Source organism: Klebsiella sp. BIGb0138 (genome assembly GCF_004342285.1).
Lineage (GTDB): Bacteria > Pseudomonadota > Gammaproteobacteria > Enterobacterales > Enterobacteriaceae > Klebsiella.
Genome location: NZ_SMCV01000002.1, coordinates 463334 through 482021, shown reverse-complemented (window position 1 = coordinate 482021; position 18688 = coordinate 463334). Strand labels below are relative to the sequence as shown.

21 protein-coding genes and 1 tRNA gene are annotated in these 18688 nt (G+C 52.8%); 14 read left to right on the top strand and 8 right to left on the bottom strand.

Annotated elements, in window-relative coordinates:
* Positions 1-82 precede the first annotated feature (82 nt).
* Positions 83-592: an SOS-induced cell division inhibitor SulA gene (sulA, locus tag EDF73_RS06705; RefSeq protein ID WP_132727446.1), complete on the bottom strand. Its 510-nt coding sequence runs from the start codon at positions 590-592 to the stop codon at positions 83-85.
* Positions 593-1049: 457 nt separating this feature from the next.
* On the opposite strand from sulA, the gene EDF73_RS06700 reads away from it, so the two are divergent.
* Positions 1050-1658, top strand: a complete 609-nt coding sequence (locus EDF73_RS06700; protein ID WP_165905660.1) for a TfoX/Sxy family DNA transformation protein — start codon at positions 1050-1052, stop codon at positions 1656-1658.
* Between the two features lie 3 nt (positions 1659-1661).
* On the opposite strand, the gene yccS is transcribed toward EDF73_RS06700, so the two are convergent.
* Both yccS and EDF73_RS06690 read right to left on the bottom strand, forming a co-directional pair.
* Positions 1662-3797, bottom strand: a complete 2136-nt coding sequence (gene yccS / locus EDF73_RS06695; RefSeq protein WP_132727441.1) for a YccS family putative transporter — start codon at positions 3795-3797, stop codon at positions 1662-1664.
* A gap of 17 nt (positions 3798-3814) precedes the next feature.
* Positions 3815-4261: a YccF domain-containing protein gene (locus EDF73_RS06690; RefSeq protein WP_132727438.1), complete on the bottom strand. Its 447-nt coding sequence runs from the start codon at positions 4259-4261 to the stop codon at positions 3815-3817.
* A gap of 122 nt (positions 4262-4383) precedes the next feature.
* On the opposite strand from EDF73_RS06690, the gene helD reads away from it, so the two are divergent.
* Positions 4384-6438, top strand: a complete 2055-nt coding sequence (gene helD, locus EDF73_RS06685; protein WP_132727435.1) for a DNA helicase IV — start codon at positions 4384-4386, stop codon at positions 6436-6438.
* A gap of 28 nt (positions 6439-6466) precedes the next feature.
* Here helD and mgsA read toward each other — a convergent pair whose 3' ends face one another.
* On the bottom strand, positions 6467-6925 hold the full coding sequence (gene mgsA / locus EDF73_RS06680) for a methylglyoxal synthase (RefSeq protein ID WP_132727432.1): 459 nt from the start codon (positions 6923-6925) through the stop codon (positions 6467-6469).
* A gap of 154 nt (positions 6926-7079) precedes the next feature.
* Between mgsA and EDF73_RS06675 the strand changes: the two genes are divergently transcribed.
* Positions 7080-7493, top strand: coding sequence for a CoA-binding protein (locus tag EDF73_RS06675; protein ID WP_132727429.1), 414 nt, complete (start codon positions 7080-7082; stop codon positions 7491-7493).
* A gap of 33 nt (positions 7494-7526) precedes the next feature.
* On the opposite strand, the gene hspQ is transcribed toward EDF73_RS06675, so the two are convergent.
* On the bottom strand, positions 7527-7844 hold the full coding sequence (hspQ, locus tag EDF73_RS06670; RefSeq protein WP_132727426.1) for a heat shock protein HspQ: 318 nt from the start codon (positions 7842-7844) through the stop codon (positions 7527-7529).
* 58 nt (positions 7845-7902) lie between these two features.
* Complete coding sequence (gene rlmI, locus EDF73_RS06665) at positions 7903-9105, bottom strand: 23S rRNA (cytosine(1962)-C(5))-methyltransferase RlmI (RefSeq protein WP_132727423.1); 1203 nt, start codon at positions 9103-9105, stop codon at positions 7903-7905.
* 190 nt (positions 9106-9295) lie between these two features.
* Between rlmI and EDF73_RS06660 the strand changes: the two genes are divergently transcribed.
* From EDF73_RS06660 to yccX, 3 genes are read left to right on the top strand one after another with little or no spacing between them, the layout of a single operon-like run.
* The gene (locus tag EDF73_RS06660) at positions 9296-9850 is read left to right on the top strand and encodes a YbhB/YbcL family Raf kinase inhibitor-like protein (protein ID WP_132727420.1); all 555 of its coding nucleotides are present in this window, start codon (positions 9296-9298) and stop codon (positions 9848-9850) included.
* 20 nt (positions 9851-9870) lie between these two features.
* The gene (locus EDF73_RS06655) at positions 9871-10659 is read left to right on the top strand and encodes an AraC family transcriptional regulator (protein ID WP_132727417.1); all 789 of its coding nucleotides are present in this window, start codon (positions 9871-9873) and stop codon (positions 10657-10659) included.
* A gap of 49 nt (positions 10660-10708) precedes the next feature.
* Positions 10709-10990 carry an acylphosphatase gene (yccX, locus tag EDF73_RS06650; RefSeq protein WP_132727414.1) on the top strand — a complete coding sequence of 94 codons (282 nt, stop codon included), beginning with the start codon at positions 10709-10711 and terminating at the stop codon, positions 10988-10990.
* Here yccX and tusE read toward each other — a convergent pair.
* Both tusE and yccA read right to left on the bottom strand, forming a co-directional pair.
* Complete coding sequence (gene tusE, locus EDF73_RS06645; protein WP_132727412.1) at positions 10987-11316, bottom strand: sulfurtransferase TusE; 330 nt, start codon at positions 11314-11316, stop codon at positions 10987-10989. The genes yccX and tusE overlap by 4 nt on opposite strands.
* A gap of 87 nt (positions 11317-11403) precedes the next feature.
* Positions 11404-12063 (bottom strand): FtsH protease modulator YccA, encoded by a 660-nt coding sequence (gene yccA / locus EDF73_RS06640; RefSeq protein ID WP_004860189.1) that lies wholly within the window; start codon positions 12061-12063, stop codon positions 11404-11406.
* Positions 12064-12330: 267 nt separating this feature from the next.
* Between yccA and EDF73_RS06635 the strand changes: the two genes are divergently transcribed.
* The 8 genes from EDF73_RS06635 (at position 12331) to EDF73_RS06600 (ending at position 18680) form a co-directional block, all read left to right on the top strand.
* Positions 12331-13959, top strand: coding sequence for an ABC transporter substrate-binding protein (locus EDF73_RS06635; protein ID WP_132727409.1), 1629 nt, complete (start codon positions 12331-12333; stop codon positions 13957-13959).
* A gap of 144 nt (positions 13960-14103) precedes the next feature.
* A tRNA-Ser gene (locus EDF73_RS06630) sits at positions 14104-14191 on the top strand.
* Between the two features lie 542 nt (positions 14192-14733).
* Positions 14734-15714, top strand: a complete 981-nt coding sequence (locus EDF73_RS06625) for a 6-phosphofructokinase (RefSeq protein WP_132727406.1) — start codon at positions 14734-14736, stop codon at positions 15712-15714.
* 10 nt (positions 15715-15724) lie between these two features.
* The gene (locus EDF73_RS06620) at positions 15725-16015 is read left to right on the top strand and encodes a PTS sugar transporter subunit IIB (protein WP_132727403.1); all 291 of its coding nucleotides are present in this window, start codon (positions 15725-15727) and stop codon (positions 16013-16015) included.
* A 14-nt stretch (positions 16016-16029) separates the two neighbouring features.
* Positions 16030-17367, top strand: a complete 1338-nt coding sequence (locus EDF73_RS06615) for a PTS sugar transporter subunit IIC (RefSeq protein WP_132727401.1) — start codon at positions 16030-16032, stop codon at positions 17365-17367.
* 63 nt (positions 17368-17430) lie between these two features.
* On the top strand, positions 17431-17700 hold the full coding sequence (locus EDF73_RS06610) for a hypothetical protein (RefSeq protein ID WP_132727398.1): 270 nt from the start codon (positions 17431-17433) through the stop codon (positions 17698-17700).
* A 6-nt stretch (positions 17701-17706) separates the two neighbouring features.
* Positions 17707-18144 carry a PTS sugar transporter subunit IIA gene (locus EDF73_RS06605; protein WP_132727395.1) on the top strand — a complete coding sequence of 146 codons (438 nt, stop codon included), beginning with the start codon at positions 17707-17709 and terminating at the stop codon, positions 18142-18144.
* Entirely contained in the window at positions 18141-18680 is a 540-nt protein-coding gene (locus EDF73_RS06600) for an AAA family ATPase (protein ID WP_132727393.1), read from the top strand. Before EDF73_RS06605 ends, EDF73_RS06600 begins: the two co-directional genes overlap by 4 nt.
* Positions 18681-18688 lie beyond the last annotated feature (8 nt).

Here is an 18688-nt window from a genome sequence, read left to right as displayed (position 1 = left end):
AGGCATTCCGGCAAAAATAACCCCGGTCAAAAAATGGCTTTTGGCGAAGCAAAAAAAATTCCAGGATTAATCCTAATTTAGCTTAATGGTACAAGTTAGAGTGAATTTTTAGCCCGCTGAGTTGTCTCCCATGCTGGCTCGTATTTCCCACCGGGCGCATGATGAACCCCATCGCATGACCTTCTTCCGCCGCGATAACCAGGCGTTCATGCTCTTCCGCCGTCAGCTCATCTGCCAACCAGCCGATCACTACGCTATAATTGCCGGTACGCAGCGCGCGGATCATTGATTCCAGAGTGTTGTAGGGAGACAGCTGGCTGATCTGCATAACTTTCGATAGTGGCAGGCCGGAAGACTGGACCCATTCGCGACTTAACTTCTGCTTCGGTGTTAACCAGAGCTGCCAGCGAGACTGCTGGCCAAGCTGTTGTAATAAAGGCAGCAGGAGGAGTTGTGTCATCATCGGCTGATCTTCACGGTAGACAATTTCACTAATCAGCCCGCTGGCTGGTTGTTCGACGACGTCATGCGAGTGGCGACGTACTGAAGCAGAAGTCAGTGATGAACGATTTGCATAAGCTGAAGTCAACATAGTCTGTCCCGCCTGTGGGTTACTGTATGCATATACAGTATATCCAGCAGGGGAAAAGATCAACCTCATTTCTCATCTTGTTGGTCAATATTCATACATGAAGCAGTGCCCGAACCGTGCCAACCCGTGCTGGCGTTGGGAGAGGAGAGATGTAAATTTTTTCTGGCCAGTCGTCGGGAGGGGGAGTTTACCGCCCGAACGAATTGAGCGCCGGTGCCAGCCCCGCCGATAGCCCATCTATTCACCTGAATCTCACTCACTACGGCTTGTCTATTTTTCCACTTATATATTTGCCATATCGGGGCGCCAGTTTCCTGAAAGCCCCTCGCAAAATGATGAGTTAATTGAGATGAACGGCAAAATCATCTTGCCGCAATAAAAGAAGTCACTTATTTTCTATATTAGCGGATCCGTTCATAAATTATCCTCTATTTGCATGATTAACAAAGGAATAATCATGAAGAAAATTTCATCTTTACGGTTCCATCAATTTCAGGAATGTTTATCTTCATTAGGTAAAATAAGCTGTCGTCCATTATTTGGCGGTTATAGCCTGGCGATAGAGGATACGGTTTTTGCCATGGTGGCGGAAGGCGAAATCTATCTTCGGGTTTGCGAACAGAGTGCGGCCTACTGCGGGGAGCATGCGAATCCCCCTTTGACGATGCGCAAAAATGGCCGTCCGGTGTCGCTGAAATACTATCAGATTGACGAAACGCTTTGGCGCGATAGCAAAATGCTATTCAACCTGTCGGCGTGCTCGTTGCAAACCGCGCGTAATGAAAAGAGGCGACAGCGTGATGGCGGGAGGTTGAAAGACCTGCCAAATATTAGCTTTCACATGGAGCTACTGTTGATTAACGCAGGCGTCACTGATGAACAGACCCTACGTCATCTTGGCGCGGAGAAGGTCTGGTTGAAATTACGTGAGTTGAATAAGGCCCTGACGCTAAATGTTCTCTATTCGCTGGAAGGCGCGATCGCCGGCGTTCACGCCGCGGCGCTCCCGACGCAACGGCGTCAGGAGCTCAAAGAGTGGGCTGGTGCCCAACCCCGGAGGTATTGATGTTTACTCAGGGTGAACCGCTACCTGCTTTTGCAGCCGGCAGATTTCCGGTAACAGCGCCAGTAGCAGACCGACCTGCTGGAGCACCAGCGGTTCTTTACTGTCGGCGCGCGGCTCGAGATGTTGGATCCGGGTTTGCAAACTGCTGAGTGCCTGCTGCACCCGCTGTTCGTCGGCTGGCGTGTGGTGCAGCCCATCATCAACATAGCAGACGGCATCATCAAGGAGAGCCAGTATCTCCGGGGTAGAGAGTTTTTCCCGGTGCGCGCCCAGCGCCGAAATATAGCTGGTAAACGTATGGTTCAGGCACAGTAAACGGAATGCCGTTTCGCGCAGGGTCGAGTCTGCGCGCGGTTCCGTCGACAGGTTAGAGACCACCGAGGCGAGTTCACCATCCCGGCTGTGTGCATCCCGACGTGCAACGCGGTAGGCCAGGCGGTTATCGCGCCCCTGATGATACTGTTCGAGGATAGCATCCAGGTAGCGGCAGTTGGCATTGAGCGCCTGGTCCAGCGCGCGCGGCAAATTGCGGAACTTCCAGTCCGGCCAGATAAAGCTCACCGCCGCCCAGGCGATAGCACAGCCAATCAGTGTATCGATGATGCGTGGCAATGCCACCTCGAACCCTTCTCCCAGCAGGTTAAAGCACAGCAGGACCAGCAGGGTGATAAACATCGTCGCGTGGGCATACTGTACGTTGCGAAACGCAAAGAACAGTACGCCGGTCAGGACAATCAGCAGCAGCTGGCCTTCAACTGACGGTACCAGCAGCAGTATCGGCAGGCCAATCGCTACCCCGATCAACGTCCCGATAATCCTCAGCGCCAGCCGATGGCGGGTGGCGTTATAGTTCGGCTGACAGACAAACAGGCTGGTCAGGAGGATCCAGTAACCATGATCTAATCCGGTGAACTGAATAAACGCATAGCCTGCGCACAGCACTAACGACATCCGCACGGCATGGCGAAACAGGGCCGACTCCGGCGACATATTGCGCCGCAGGCGTAGCCAGATATCACTGAAACCGCTGAGCCTGTCGTCTGAGAGCAAGCTTTCGGTATTGCTGGTTGATGGCGTAATCGTTTGTACTGACTCAATGGTCGCCAGCTGCGCATCAATCGCGCGTAAATTATTCAGCAGGAAGCCGAGCGCTTTCACCTGTTCCGCTGGCGCTCCGCTGGCCCGAACGCGATCGAGGGCGGCATCAAGGTGCATAAATGCCCGTTCAAAATGGGCATCGTGCTGATAAGGCTCGCGTAAAAGAATTGCGCGGGAGAGTTTCTGACACGCCTGCGCCTGCATCGACAGCATCCGCTGGAAGCGAAACATCACATCGCTATAGCGGAAATGATCGCGCAGCGTCTGATACTGAATATGCGATGAGCTGGCGCGCTCATGGATGTCCTGGGCAACAAAATAATACTGCAGCGTTCGACGGGTGCCGCGCTGCCCGCGGTCGCCGCGCAGGCGAGTCAGCAGCGAGGTTTTCGTCTGATTGAGCGTTGTGACCAGCTGGCCATTGGCAATGGCTAAATCGTAGAGCGGCGCCTGACTTTCATCTTCAATATCCGGGTCAAACAGGCGGGACTTGAGCTCCAGGTAACGTGCCAGCTGCTCATAGCTGCGCGCAAGATTGTCCTGAAGCGGGCGAATCGGGAAAATGATGTGCCCGGCCAGCGTCAGGAGGTTGTACCAGACGGCCCCGGTCAACAGGAACAGCGGTTGCAGATACCAGCGATCGTAGAGCGTCACCCCTAGCATGGTATAAATGGCGATCAGCAGGGCGCCGAATGCGATCGTGGCGTAACGCTGTCCCAGCCCGCCGAGCAAAATGAAGCCGGTGGTGGAAAGCGTTAAACCGAGCGCAAACAGCCAGGGCCAGGGAAAGAGCAGTTCCACCGAGGCGGAAGCAATAAAAAAGCACACCAGGGTAATGGCCAGATTGCGTAACCGTCCGGTGAGGCGATCGTCGAGGTCGGTCAACGCGGCGGCAACGACCCCAAGCGTCAGGGGGATGGTCAGTTTTACTTCGCCGAGCCACCATGGAACGGCGGTCGTGCCGCACAGGGCGATAAAAATCCTGGCGTTGTATAACCAGGCGCTGTTCCATGTATAACGGCGTAGCAGGGGGCTAAGCATGATCGTATTCCGCCCGGTTACTGAAAGCGACGGCGTGCATTCGCCTCACGCGCGGCGCGGGCCGTTTCGACGGAAACTACTCTGCGCCCCACCGGCCACAGGGCAATGGCGGCGATTTTAAAGTTGGCAATACCGACCGGGATACCGATGATCGTCAGACACTGGGCGATGCCGCTGAAGATGTGCATCAGGCACAGCCACCAGCCAAAAAAGATAAACCACAGTATATTCAGGATGGTGCCGCCGGCATTCAGCAGGCTATTTTTCCCCTGCGGTTCGAGTTCGTCGACATGAATTGCCTCGTTACCATAGGGCAGAAGAGACAATCGGGTAATTTCCCAGCACGAGCGGGTTAACGGCAGGGTGAAGATCAGGACGATGCTGACCAATGTCGCCAGCAGCCAACCCAGGGTGGTGGCGAAACCGCCAAGTATAAAGTTCAAAATATTCAGAATGGTACGCATAAACCCTCTGTTCAGTCCTGGAGATAATAAGACCTGACCATTGTAACGTTTTTTACGCTGGAGCACCTGGTCGCTGGCGGTTAAACTTAAAAACATCCAACCTGATTGAAATTCGGCATTATATGGAACTTAAAGCGACAACATTGGGCAAACGCATGGCACAGCACCCTTACGATAGGGTGCAACTGCTTAATGCCGGAGTAAAAGTTTCCGGCGATAACCATGAGTATCTTATACCTTTCAATCAGTTATTGTCAGTTCATTGTAAGCGTGGCCTGGTCTGGGGCGAGCTGGAGTTTGTGCTGCCGGACAGCAAGGTTGTGCGTTTGCATGGCACCGAGTGGAACGAAACGCAGCGTTTCTTTCATCATCTGAATACTCTCTGGCAGCAGTGGAGCGCGGAAATGAGCGACATTGCGGCTGATGTTCTGCGCCAGCAGCTGGCGGAAGTCGCTCGTTCCAGCGCGGAAGGGAAGTGGTTGACCCGCCAGCAGGTCGCTGACGTGCAGAGTAAAATACGCCGTGCGCTGAAAGGGCTGCCGATGCCCACCAGCCGGCTTGACGCTTTCGAGAACTGCCGTGAGCTGTGGCAGCAGTGCCAGAGCTGGTTGGGTGATACGGAAGAAGCCCGGCTTGCGCATAATCAGGCTTTTACAGCGTCGATGCTGGAGCAATACCGCGGTTTTTTTGCCGGAGTCGAATCATCGCCGCTTAATCCGGCGCAGGCGCGGGCGGTGGTTAACGGCGAGCGCTCTTTGCTGGTGCTTGCCGGCGCCGGCAGCGGAAAAACGTCGGTGCTGGTGGCGCGTGCCGGATGGTTGTTAACGCGAGGCGAAGCCGCGCCTGACCAGATCCTGCTGCTGGCATTTGGGCGCCAGGCGGCCCAGGAGATGGATGAGCGCATCCACGAACGGTTAAGCAGCGAAGAGATTACGGCACGCACTTTCCACTCTCTGGCGTTGCATATTATTCAGCAGGGCAGTAAAAAAGTGCCGGCCATCAGCAGGCTGGAGAGCGATAGCGCCGCTCGTCAGGCGCTGTTGCTGAAACACTGGTGCCTGCAGTGCCAGGAGAAAAAGGCGCAGGCCAAAGGCTGGCGCCAGTGGCTGGAAGAAGAGATGGCGTGGCAGGTACCGGACGGTGAATTCTGGCAGGACAAAAAAATACAGCGACGGATATCCAGCCGCCTCGATCGCTGGGTCAGCCTGATGCGCATGCACGGGGGATCGCAGGCGGAGATGATCGCCGGCGCGCCAGAAGAGGTGCGGGATCTGTTCGGCAAGCGCGTCAAACTGATGGCGCCGCTGCTTAAGGCCTGGAAAACGGCGCTGAAAGACGAAAACGCGGTCGATTTTTCCGGCCTGATACATCAGGCGATTAATATTCTGGATAAGGGGCGTTTTGTCAGCCCGTGGAAGCATATCCTGGTGGATGAATTTCAGGATATCTCTCCGCAGCGCGCCGCCTTGCTTGCCGCACTGCGCCGGCAGAACACGCAGACCACGCTCTTTGCCGTGGGCGACGACTGGCAGGCTATTTACCGCTTCAGCGGCGCGCAGCTCTCCCTGACCACCGCCTTCAACCACTATTTTGGCGAGGGGGATTGCTGTGCGCTGGATACCACCTACCGCTTTAATGGCCGTATTGGTGAAGTGGCGAACGGTTTTATTCAGCAAAACCCGCATCAGCTAAGCAAACCGTTGAACAGCCTGACGGCCGGAGATAAAAAGGCCGTGACCTTGCTGGCTGACGATAAGCTCGACGAGCTGCTCGATAAGCTTAGCGGCTATGTGAAGCCGGAGCAGCGGATCCTGCTGCTGGCGCGCTACCATCATCTGAAACCCGATGCGCTGGAGAAAGCGGCGACGCGCTGGCCGCATTTGCAGCTCGATTTTATGACTATTCACGCCAGTAAAGGGCAACAGGCGGATTACGTGATTGTCCTCGGGCTGCAGGAGGGCGACGATGCCTTTCCGGCCCCGGCCAGGGAATCCATCATGGAGCAGGCGCTGTTGCCGCAACCGGAAGATTTCCAGGATGCGGAAGAGCGGCGGTTACTGTATGTCGCCATCACTCGCGCGCGTCTTCGCGTCTGGTTGCTGTTCAACAAGGCGCGGCCTTCGCCGTTTGTCGAAATATTAGAAGAGCTTGATGTTCCTGTGGCGAGAAAACCGTAATCGCTGGCGGCCGGTCCGCCAGCATGGCTTACTTCAGGCGGTCGGCGAGATAGCGTTGATAATCCGGAATCAGGATATCGAGCGGTTCGCTAAAGTGCGGAGACAGAATAATAAAGTCGGCCGTTGAGGCGTTTGTCGCTACCGGGATATTCCACACCGTTGCCAGGCGCAGCAGCGCTTTGACGTCCGGGTCGTGCGGTACGGCGTTAAGCGGGTCCCAGAAGAAAATCAGCACATCGATTTTGCCTTCGGCGATCAGCGCGCCGACCTGCTGATCGCCGCCCATCGGCCCGCTCAGCATCGCATTTACCTCAAGCCCGGTTGCGCGGGAGATAAGGTTACCGGTGGTACCGGTGGCATAAAGCTCGTGCTGAGCCAGCAGCGCCTGGTGGCGCGCCACCCATTTCATCAGCATATCTTTGCAGTGATCGTGAGCAACCAGCGCGATATGTTTGCGCGCAGGTAACGTACGTGTCGTCAGTTCCATAATTTCATTCCACATTTTGACCAGCAGACAGATTACTGGAAGTGACTGCGGCTGCAAGTGCCGCGGTGAAAATTTTTGACGTATCCGTTAATCAGGAGGAATGGCTCGTTTACCCGGATTAGCTTACACTTGGCCTAAATAGCGGGAGGAAAATATGACAGAGAACGATATCGCAGACATTCTCACCTCAACACAGACGATTGCGCTGGTGGGGGCGAGTGACAAACCCGATCGTCCCAGCTATCGGGTAATGAAATATCTTCTGGAACAGGGGTATCACGTGATCCCGGTCTCGCCGAAGGTGGCCGGCACGACGCTGATGGGGCAGAAAGGTTACGCCACCCTTGCCGATGTACCGGAAAAAGTGGATATGGTTGATGTTTTCCGTCATTCCGACGCGGCGTGGGGCGTCGCGCAGGAGGCGATAGCCATTGGGGCGAAAACGCTGTGGTTACAGCTGGGCGTGATTAATGAGCAGGCCGCCGTCCTGGCGCGCGACGCGGGGCTGAACGTGGTGATGGATCGCTGCCCGGCGATTGAAATACCGCGCTTAGGGCTGGCGAAATAAACAAAAAACCCCGCCATCGCGGGGTTTTTCACATTAGTTACGTAATCGCGGTGCCTGCAGCTGCTGGCGAATCGTTCTGGCCAGCTCATCCATGGACGGCTGCTCCGGGTGTTCATCGCTGGCTTCGCTGCTCAGCTGCGCTTCTGCAAGATAAGTGTGGATCGGCTGGCCGTCCTCATCTTCCATGACCACATGATACCAGGGCGACGCCCGCAGTTCGTCATTGGCGGCAATTTCATCCTCTTCCGGTTCCGCGAGCGAGTATTCTGGATCGATATCAACGACCACGCCGAGGTAGCCCAACAGCGTATGGCGGACCTGCTGGCCGATACCGAATTTGCTGGCAATCATAGGCACCTCCTGGGAAACATATTACCTGCTATATGCGGGCAATGTTCCGCTTTTCAAGTTACATGATGCGACAGGCAAACCCTTTCAGATACAGCCCTTCCGGGTAGGTTGCAATCACCGGGTGATCGGCAGCCTGACGGAACTGTTCTATAAATTGTACATCACGTCCGGCATCAATTGCGGCATCGGCAATGATTTTCTGAAATAAATCGGTCGCCATTAAGCCAGAGCAGGAGAAGGTCAGCAGGATGCCGCCGGGATTCAGCAGCTGGATAGCCAACATATTGATGTCTTTATAGCCGCGGCAGGCGCCCATCAGCTGGCTCTTGTTCTCAACAAATTTCGGTGGATCCATGACGATAACATCGAACTTCTCCCCCTGATCGCGATATTTGCGCAGCAGTTTAAAAACATCGTCGCGGACAAATTCGGCTTTCGACAGATCCAGTTTATTCAGCTCAACGTTTTGTCTGGCGACGTCCAGCGCTTCCTGCGACGTATCGACGCTGATGACCTGGCGGCAGCCGCCGATCAATGCAGAGACGGCGAAACCGCCGGTATAGGAGAAGCAGTTCAGTACCCGTTTGTCGGCAACGTAGCGGCGGGTCGCCAGGCGGCTATCGCGCTGGTCGAGGTAGTAACCGGTTTTGTGACCGCCCTGAATATCGACCAACAGCTGCATGCCGTGTTCGGCGATCGGCAGCAGCGCCGGCGGCAGTTCGCCGGTAACCAGACCCTGCGCCAGCTCCAGACCTTCTTTTTTACGTACCGCGACATCGCTGCGATCGTAAATGGAGCAGGCCGGGAACAGGGTTTGTAGTGCGCTGACGATGGCTGCGCGCTGGTACTCGGCCCCGGCGCTCAGCAGCTGCAGCACGAAAAAGTTGCCAAAACGGTCAATCGTCACCCCCGGAAGCCCGTCGGACTCACCGGCAATCAGGCGGTAGCTGTCAAGACCGTCGCGCGCCGCCAGCCATTCACGCCAGCTCTGCGCCTGTTGCAGGCGGCGCTCGAAAAAGGCGTTGTCGATAGCTTCGTGACGATCGAAGCTCCAGACGCGCGCGCGAATCTGTGAAGAGGGTGACCAGGCGCCGCGGGCCAGCCATTTCCCCTGAGAATCAACGATGTCGATGGTTTCACCGGAGCGGGCTTTCCCTTCCAGACGGGCGACGGCGCCGGAGAAAATCCAGGGGTGACGACGCAGCAGAGATTTCTCGCGTCCTTTGGTTAACACTAAGCGGGGATAAATGGAGTCTGTCATGGGGCTACCTTTAAGCAACGGGAATGTCGGCACCGAAAAATGGCGCGTAGGTTAGCACAAGTGACCGGCGCAAGCATCATTCCGCCTGCGTCGGCGGGTGAGCGTTTCGGCACAAAACGCAGGCGCTTCGGCACAATAAAAACCTGCGCTCGATCTTACAGTGTTTCCTCACCCAACGGAGGAAAATACGATGAAAACAGGATCCTGGTTAGCGGCTATCATGATGGCGATGAGCGGTACCGGCGCGGCGGCTGCACCGTTTCGCGTCACCAGTAGCGACATACGTGAAGGTGGCACTCTGGCGATAGCACAGCGGTTTAACGGTTTTGGCTGCAGCGGCGACAATATCTCACCGCAGCTGGCCTGGGAAAATGCGCCGCCGGGAACCCGGAGTTTTGCGGTGACCGCTTATGACCCGGATGCCCCCAGCGGCAGCGGCTGGTGGCACTGGACGGTAGTCAATATCCCGCCAGCGGTTTCTCAGCTGGCGGCTGGTGCCGGGGATAAAAATAGCGCTACACTGCCTGTCGGCGCGGTTCAGGGGCGGAATGATTTCGGCTATGCGGGATTCGGCGGAGCGTGCCCACCTGCCGGGGACAAGCCTCACCGTTACCGCTTTACGGTGTGGGCGCTGGATACGCCAGCATTACCGATAGATGCCCAGGCCAGCGGCGCGTTAGTTGGCTTTCAGCTGCACGGCCATGCCATCGCCAGCGCGCAGTTGACGGCGATGGCGGGGCGCTAAACGACCTCAAGAGAACGAAGATGCGGAACATTCATTTTCATCACAGCGCGTTATCGGCGGCAGAAATTACCTCCCGACGATTATATAAACTGCATCGCGTCAGGCTGTTTTCACCGGCGCTGTGTCGGGTTAATCGCGGGAGTAAGATTATCGTACAGGGCGTCAGCCAGATGCTGGCGACGCCACAGCAGCTGATCATTCTGCCCGCTGACGTCGAACTGGAAGTGATTAATCAGCCGGATAGCGGGCTGTTTTGTTCCGATCTGCTTTCGCTGACGGCAGACCTGCTGGCGGATTTTAAAACCCGCTACATGAGCGAGCCGCAGCCCGGCCGCCTGACTTCATTATGTGCGCCGATAACCCCTGAGCTGGCGTTTATGTGGCAAAACGTGTTGCAGACGGTTCGCGGCGAATTATCGGCGGCGATGCAGCAGCATCAGACGATGGGGTTACTGCTGGCGTTACAGCAGGCAGGGTACGCCGGGCCGCTGTTGAGTGAAAGACAGCAGGATCTGACTGGTCAGGTCCGGCAGATTATTATGCTGTCGCCCGCCGAAACGTGGAGCGTTTCCCGGGTGGCGAAGATGTTGTTTGTGGGGGAGTCGACGCTACGCCGTCGTTTACGTCAGGAGTCGCAAAGCTTTCGCCAGATCGTCGAAGAGGTGCGCATGGCTCATGCACTAGGTCAGCTGCAATCGACGTCGCTGCCGATAGGCGAGATCGCTCTCAACAGCGGCTATCAGTCCGGTTCTCGATTCAGCGCGCGTTTTCGTCAGCACTATGGTCTGCTGCCGAAGCATGTACGTTGACGAGAATTTGCTATTCTCAGCGTAAGGGGTTGCCCGGAAAGGGGGGAATATGGCGACAGTATGCACAATGGCATGGGTTTATGGTTCCGTGCAGGGCGTTGGGTTTCGCTACTCGACGCAGCGGGAAGCGCTACGTTTGGGGCTGACGGGTTACGCGCGTAATCTTGATGATGGTAGCGTGGAGGTGCTGGCCTGCGGAGAGGAGGAGCCGGTCGCGGCGTTAGTGGCCTGGCTGAAGGCCGGCGGACCGCGCAGCGCGCGGGTTGACAGGGTGAATACCGAGCCCCATCAACCCAGCAGAGAGTGGCAAAAGTTTGCCATTCTTTATTAGATGCACTTTACCGGTTTAGGCAGGCCGGCAATTTTTGTCGCCTGCTTCGCCGGGCCTTTCGGGAACAGGCGGTAGAGATAGCGACTGTTGCCTTTCTCTTCGCCAAACTTGCTCGCCATCGCCTTCACCAGCATACGGATCGCCGGCGAGGTGTTGAATTCCAGATAAAAGTCGCGCACAAAGCGCACCACTTCCCAGTGTTCAACGGAAAGGGTAATCCCTTCCTGCCCGGCGATGACCGCGGCCATTGCTTCGCTCCACTGGGTGGTATCCTTCAGATAGCCTTCGCTATCGGTCTCTATTTCGTTGCCTTCAAAGATAAACATAATTCGTCACATACCGCTCAAACTGGCGGCAGTGTAGCAAAAAATAAGGCCCCGCATAAGCAGGGCCTGAGAAGAACAGGAGAGCGGTTAGTCTCTGCTGGCGAAGCCAAGGATGCTCAGCAGGCTGACGAAGATGTTGTACAGCGATACGTACAGGCTCACCGTTGCACGGATGTAGTTCGTTTCACCGCCGCGGATGATGTTGCTGGTTTCAAACAGGATAGCGCCTGAAGAAATCAGGATAAACACCGCGCTGATCGCCAGATGCAGAGCCGGCAGTTGCAGGAAAATGTTCGCCACCATACCGATCAGCACCACCACTACGCCCGCCATCAGCATACCGCCGAGGAAGGACATATCTTTACGTGTGGTCAGCACATAGGCCGAGCAGCAAAAGAACACCAGAGCGGTCCCCCCCAGCGCCAGACCGATCAGATCGCCCATCCCCGCTGACAGGTAAGCGTTGAGCATCGGCCCGAGGATATAGCCCAGGAAGCCGGTAAAGGCGAACGCCGCCAGAATGCCGGTCGGTTTATTCGCCAGTTTGTAAGTCAGGAACATCAGACCATACATACCGACCAGGGTCAGAATCAGTCCCGGAGAGGGCAGCATCAGTACCGTGCTTGCCGTTGCCGTAATGGCGGAAAATGCCAGCGTCAGACTGAGCAGGAAATAGGTGTTCCGCAGCACTTTGTGCGTGCTGAGCAGCGATGAACGGTCACGCGACGACGTAATAATACGATCCATGAGTCACTCTCTTATGACAGATGTAATTAATAATGAAGCATAAAAAAACCACGCCTGAAGCCATAGGGCTTTTACCCATCTTTACGTAGACCTCAAGGTAATGATGCAGCATATTATTCTAATAAATGATGGTAAGGCGGTGTGTTTGTGCGTTTAGCGTCAGGAACCAGATCGGAATCTGATAGGTTACTGAAAAATATTGCGTTATCGCCATTCTGTGGCTAAGTGTGGAGAGGGTACAAATGAAGTGTAACAAAGGCAAGGGATATGAAATTACAAAAATACAATCACCTCACACGCGCATTACTGGCCATCGGGTTACTCGGTACGACGTTCACGGCTTTCGCCGCGCAGGTGCCGCCGGGAACGGTGCTGGCAGAGAAGCAGGAACTGGTCAGAAATAACGGCAGCGAACCGGCATCTCTGGATCCGCATAAAGTGGAGAGCGATGTTGAGTTCAATATCATCAGCGATCTCTTCGAGGGGCTGGTCAGCGTCTCGCCGCAGGGCGAAATTCAGCCGCGGCTGGCGGAGAAGTGGGAAAATAAAGATAACACCGTCTGGACGTTCCATTTACGCCCCGGGGCGACCTGGTCAGACGGGACCGCCATCACCGCGCGGGATATTGTCTGGAGCTGGCAACGTCTGGTTTCCCCGCTAACCGCATCGCCTTATGCCAGCTACCCGGGCAATATGCATATCGTCAATGCGCAGGATATTGCGCAGGGCAAAAAAGCGCCGGAGACGCTGGGCGTCAGGGCTATCGATGACAGCACCTTTGAAGTGACATTAACCCAGCCGAACGCGGCGTTTTTAGCGATGCTGGCGCACCCTTCGCTGGTCCCGATTGATAAAGTGCTGGTGACCCGCTTTGGCGAGCAGTGGACCAAACCGGAACATATTGTCACCAGCGGGGCGTATAAACTTTCCGCATGGGTGGTCAACGAGCGGATTGTGGCCGAACGTAACCCGCGCTACTGGGATAATGCTCATACCGTCATCAATAAAGTGACCTGGCTGCCGATTCATTCGGAAGCGGCTGACGTTAACCGCTATAAAGCCGGTGAAATCGACATCGTTTATACGGTGCCGATTAACCAGTTCGCTCAGCTCAAAAAGACCATGGGCGATCAGCTGAACGTTTCGCCGCAGCTGGCGACCTACTATTACGAGTTCAATACCACCAGAGCGCCCTTTAACGATCCGCGGGTCCGACTGGCGCTGAATATGGCGCTGGATAAAGACATCATCGCTGAAAAAGTGCTGGGGCAGGGGCAGCGTCCGGCGTGGTTGATCAGCCAGCCTGATATTGGCGGCGTAAAACTGCAAAATCCAGATTATGCCAGCTGGCCGCGCGATAGACGTATAGCCGAGGCCAAAAAGCTGCTGAGCGAAGCCGGGTACAGCGACAGTCATCCGCTGGTATTCAATCTGCTGTATAACACGTCGGAATCACATCAGCGGGTGGCGATTGCCGTCAGTTCGATGTGGAAGAAAAACCTCGGCGTAGAGGCGAAGCTGCAGAATCAAGAGTGGAAGACGATGCTCGATACCATGCATACGCATAATTTTGATGCGGTGCGCTACGCGTGGATTGCTGATTATGACGATGCCGCCACCTTCCTGAATAACTTCCGCACCGGCGATAGTGAAAACACCAGCCAGTACAGCAACCCGGCCTATGATGAAGCGTTAAAAAGCGCGGCTAAGGCGCCGGATGTTGTTACCCGTGGCCAGTTCTATCAGCAGGCCGAGGATCTGCTGGGGAAAGATGTCCAGGCGGTGCCGGTTTATCATTATGTTCGTACCCACCTGGTGAAGCCGTGGGTGGGAGGATTTACGCCGGATAAGCTGGGCTACTATTTCACGAAAGATATGTACATCAAAAAACATTAACCATCACCCGCCCGATTGGCGTTGATTTTTTACGCAAACTGCCTGTATTTCAGACGAATAACGCATTTTTGGTTGTTTTTAAGGCAGTTGAACAAAATCGGGCTTTACAGGCTACGCCGAGGTGTTTATAGTGCGCCCCATACCGGAAGCGTGGCCGAGCGGTTGAAGGCACCGGTCTTGAAAACCGGCGACCCGAAAGGGTTCTAGAGTTCGAATCTCTACGCTTCCGCCAAATAAAAAAAGGGGTTACCGACAGGTAACCCCTTTTTGCTTTTTGTCGTTTAACCCATGAGCTAACGTAATCTGCAGGTGTAGTAAAGCCGCTACCTTGACAGGGGATTATGTTCCGTCGGTCGATAGTTCATTCCCGGGTAAAAAAACCTCTTCACTTGCGACTTCCCTCCCGCGGTGGTATCTCCTGGCTATTGCCAGCGTTCATCCACTGGTTATTTCCCGGTTCTTTTCCCCTCATCTCCGTATTTAATGTGAAACTTATCACAAAATGAATACGCCGATTTTTTGGCAAAATACACACTTTTTAAAAAATAGAGCCTAACAAAAAAGATAAATAAAAACATATGGTTAAAAAATTTGGCTTTAAAAACGCTCTAAATATTAGTGATTATTATCACAATTTTTTATGTATTTTTAACCTGTCAATAACCTTTTGAGCCCTGAAATCTCACAAATATGTGATGGGGTTCAAAAAAAATAATATGCCCACTATTAGAATCGATTTCACCTTAAGAGCTGAGTAAATAACCTGAGGGCACCATGAAAATTGGTTTGGTAATTAGTGGTGGCGACGTCAGCGGCATGAATAATTTTCTTTTTCAGATCAATCGAATGACTGAAACAGAAATTGTTATTTTTGATGGTGGTATTAATGGTTTGATCGGCAACTGTGCCAAGGAAATATCAACCAGAGATTTAGTCGATTTTTCAATCTCCGCCGTGCCGTTAGTTTCTTCCGGCAGAAAAGAGGATAAATGCAGAAAATCTGACTACGAAAAAATAGTTAAAAATATTCGTAGTAAAAAACTGGATTGTCTGATTATGGGAGGCGGCGATGGTTCATTTCAGTTTCTAAAGAATCTGAGTGGCTACGGTATAAATTGTTACGGAATCGGTATGACGATTGATAATGATATTGCCGGTAACAGTTATACAGTGGGGTTTTCTACCGCCTGTGAACAGGTTATTGCTGAGGTCGCCAAACTACGTAATACCGGGCGCGGGCTGCCGGGGCGTGTATTTATGATTGAGCTGCTAGGGGGATACTGCGGCGAACTGACGCTTCAGGCCGCGCTGAAAAGTAATGCCGATATTGCCTTAATTCCTGAAGCCATATGGGATATCGACGAGCTGGCCAGTCGTATTAAATGTAAAATAAAACAGCAGAATAGCGTGATAATCCTCTGCTCAGAAGGCTACACCAAAGAATATACCCCAGGATTCCAGGGGGCGATTGATACTATGATTGGCAAAATCGAGCACAAGATTGGTATTCGTATCAGAAAAACGATTTTAGGATATGGTTTAAGAAGCGGGATGCCAACCGGCGAGGAAATTATTGAAGGTGCAATATTAGCTGAAGAAGTGGTGAGATGTATCAACAGCGGTCTGACTAATAAAATCATAGTTATTAATAACAACAATAGAGCGATTCCGCTCGATCTTGAAGATTCTGAAAGACGTTTAGTAGATCAAGAAAGCGACATCTACAAACTGGCTAAACTAACTCAACTTATCTGAGGTATTTAAAATGCTTAAAGTACTCTGCGTATGTGGCTGTGGCCTTGGCTCAAGTTTTGCTATTGAGATGAGCGCGAAAGCAGTATTAAAGAAGTTACAGATTGATGCCGATATCGATCATACGACGGTTTCTGAAGCATCATCTTTTAAATATGATTTCATTCTTACACAAAAAATGTTTGCCGATATTTTAAATGCCGACGCCAGCGAGGAACAAAAGAAAAAAGTTATCATATTAAATAAACTGACGGATAAGAATGAGATAGAAGAAAAAATCCTTGCTTATATGAAAAACAAGTAATCGTGAGGTGTTACGTGGACGCTATTATTCATTTTATAGTCAAAGATTTTTTAGGGCAGGCTTCGATACTGATTGCGCTTATTGCAATGCTGGGTCTGATCTTACAGAAAAAATCGCTCGGGAAAACGGTTGAAGGGACCTTTAAAACCCTGCTTGGCTTCCTGATCATGATGGCCGGGATCAATATCATCGTCGAGGCGCTGACCTTCCTCAATGATATCTTCACCCAAGGCTTTGGTATGAAGGGGTATATCACCGACGTCGCTGCGATTGCCGGGGTGGCTAACCGTGAGCTGGGCTCGGAAGTCGCGCTTACACTGCTGGTCATTTTTGCCGTTAACATCCTTATCGCCCGTATTACACCGTTTAAATATATCTTCCTGACCGGTCAGGCTCTGCTGTGGATGGCAACCATTGGTACCGTCATTGGTTATAAAGCCGGGTTAAGTGGGGCCTCTCTGATTCTAACCGGTGGAATCTTTGGCGGCATCATGGCGGTGCTGATGCCGGCAATCGCGCAGCCTATCGTGCGTAAGATCACTGATTCGGATGATATTGCATTGGGACACTTCTGCACCATTGGCTATCTGGTGCAGGCGGCAGTGGCCAAAGTGGTCGGTAAGAACTCCCACTCAACCGAAGATCTGCAACTGCCTGATAACTTTAAGTTCCTGCAGGATACCTACCTGTCGATGGCGGTGATTATGGTGCCGATGTATATCATTCCTGCAATCTTCGCCGGTTCGGGTTATATCGCGCAGTTCGCCGGGGATACTAACTACATTATGTACTCCTTTATGCAGTCAATGCAGTTTGTTGCCGGTGTATTCGTGCTGTACAGCGGTGTACGTTTACTGCTGAACGAACTGGTACCAGCCTTCCGTGGTATTGCCATGCGCCTGGTGCCGAATGCCAAACCCGCTCTGGACTGCCCGGTACTGTTCCCCTACGCGCCAAACGCGGTCATCGTTGGCTTTCTCGCCACTACCGTGGGGTCAATTATCGGCATGATCGTCTTTCCGATGTTCGGTCTGGCGATGATCCTGCCCGGCCTGTTAACCAACTTCTTCGCCGGAGGGGCTGCCGGGGTGTTTGGTAACGCGATGGGTGGCAGAAAAGGGGCCATTATCGGCGGCGTGGTACACGGGTTATTTATCACCCTGCTGCCCGCCATTCTGGTGCCGCTGCTGGAGTCCTTCGGCTTTAAAGGTGTGACCTTCAGCGACTCTGATGTCATCAGTACGGGGCTGGTATTAGGCCATGCTTTCCAGAATGACTGGTCATTCGTCATCGGCTTTATTGTCTTCGTCGTCCTAATTGTCTGGTTTGCTAACAGAAAACTGAGCAAGTAATCGTTAATTAAATTAACTGATATCCCCCGGCAGAAATAACGTAGTAACGCACCAGGAGGCAATATGTTTTCATCATTAAAAAAACTCTTTAATTCAGGTAAGGTGCAGGGGAATACCTATGACGCTGAGGCCGAGAAAGTCAAGCTTGAGTTATCACAGTTAGAAGCCGCACTGGCTGAAAACCCGGCGGATAATGCAACGCAAAAACTGTTAATGGTGAAATATAACCAGGCCATCAAAATTTACGCTGCCAGCAAGGACTACAGAAATTGTGTTGATGATGTTTTCGTTAAAATTGACGAATTAAGGAACACTATCCGCAAAAATATATGAGGTTGTATGAGTATTAAAGACTTTCTCTCGGAGAACCATTGTATTCAGGTCAGCATTGAAGTTCATTCATGGCATGAGATAATTGAAATAGTGGCGCAGCCATTAATTACCGGCGGGTTTGTCACCCGTGATTATCCCACCGCGGTAATTAATAATACGGAGGAATTTGGTGCCTATTACGTCTTTGATGAAGGTATTGCTATTCCTCACGCAAGACCAGAGTGTGGGGTAATAAAGAACTGTTTCAGTATGGCAACGTTAAAAGTACCGATATCAATTCATGGCAGCTCGCCGGTAGATATTGTGGTGATGTTTGCTGGGGTCGACAGCAATACCCATATTACCGAAGGCATTGCCTCGATAGTGGAACTGCTGGAAGATGAGACGACATTAGCGCAAATCAGAAACGCTACCTCTGTAGATGAAATACTGAGGTTATTATGAGGAAACTGATTTTAGTGAATGGTATTCCCGCGTCAGGGAAAAGCTCGGTGGCAAAAAATATTTCTCTGCATTTTAATGCGCCAGTGTTGAGTATCGATGAAATTAAAGAGCCCTTTATGCTTCAGTTTGCCGATATTATTGACCGACCATTAAATCGTAAGCTCGGGTATGCCGCATATGAAGCTATGTTCAGGATTGTCAGGAGCGCGCCGGAAAATTCGCTGTTTATATTAGATGCCTGGTTTGGTTTTCGCGACAGGTCAGTTCTTGAAGAATACCTTGCGATGGCTGGATGCCAGAGTGTTATTGAAATATGGAATAAGATCTCGGCGGAAAATGTGGCTGAGCGCTATAAATCACGGTGCTCCTGTCGGGTGAAGGGGCATCCGGGGGAAGAGTATATTCCGGAATTAATGCGACTGGCTGAGAAAGCACAGCCAATGGCGTTAAGTGATGTCTATATCGTTGACCAGAATAACCTCAGCGATGGCCACGATCTGATGACATGGATTGGCCAGCGTCTGCACTGCAATTAATTTTAATA